Annotated in this window: 1 protein-coding gene and 1 pseudogene; one reads left to right on the forward strand and one right to left on the reverse strand. The window is 72.8% G+C overall.

Annotation, left to right across the window (positions count from 1 at the left end; genetic code table 11):
* A partial coding sequence (locus CCN37_RS37510; RefSeq protein WP_143262026.1) for a helix-turn-helix transcriptional regulator occupies positions 1-259 on the forward strand: 259 nt, incomplete at its 5' end.
* Here CCN37_RS37510 and CCN37_RS40520 read toward each other — a convergent pair.
* Positions 243-703: pseudogene (locus tag CCN37_RS40520) on the reverse strand (MFS transporter); the annotation flags it as partial. The gene CCN37_RS37510 and the pseudogene CCN37_RS40520 overlap by 17 nt on opposite strands.

The following is a 703-nucleotide window of genomic DNA, read 5'->3' on the forward strand; positions in this document are numbered from 1 at the left end:
CCGCATGGCGGAGCGGCTGCTGGCGGAGTGCGGCGGCTTCCGGCCGGTGTGGCTGAACCCGTTGACCGGCCCGCAACCCCTGACCACGCGCGAGCGCGAGGTGTGCGAACTCGCGGTGGCCGGGCTGGACAACGCGGGCATCGCGGCCCGGTTGGCGGTCTCCGTGCGCACGGTCGGCAACCACCTGCAACACGCCTACGCCAAGCTCGGGGTGTGCCGCCGCACCGATCTCGCCGCCGCGCTCAACCTGCCGTGCTGAGCCTGCGGACCTGGGGTGAGAGCAGTGCGCCCAGGCTGGCCAGGACGGTCAGCGCCGCGCAGCACACCAGCACCGTGCCGTGGCCGAAGCTCTGCGCCATCGGGCCGACGAACAGCAACGCCAGCGGCGCCAGGGTGAGCTGGCCGAACAGGTCGTAGGACGCGACCCGGGACAGCGCCTCGCCCGGCACCTCGCGCTGGATCGTGGTCTGCCACAGCACACCGAAGCCGCTCGTGGCCAAGCCGCAGACGAACATCGCGACCGCGATCAGCCACACCGGAGCGGCGACGCCGAGCAGCGCGACGGGGGCGGGGTAAGCCAGCGTGAGCAGCACCGCGGCCAGCAGCGGCCGTTGTGGGCGCAAACGCTTGGCGTACAACGATCCCACGAGCACTCCGGCTGACTGGCACGCGATGACCACCGCCCACACCGCCGCGCCGCCGA

Origin of the sequence: Allokutzneria sp. NRRL B-24872 (assembly GCF_002155965.1) — a bacterium.
Taxonomy (GTDB): domain Bacteria; phylum Actinomycetota; class Actinomycetes; order Mycobacteriales; family Pseudonocardiaceae; genus Allokutzneria.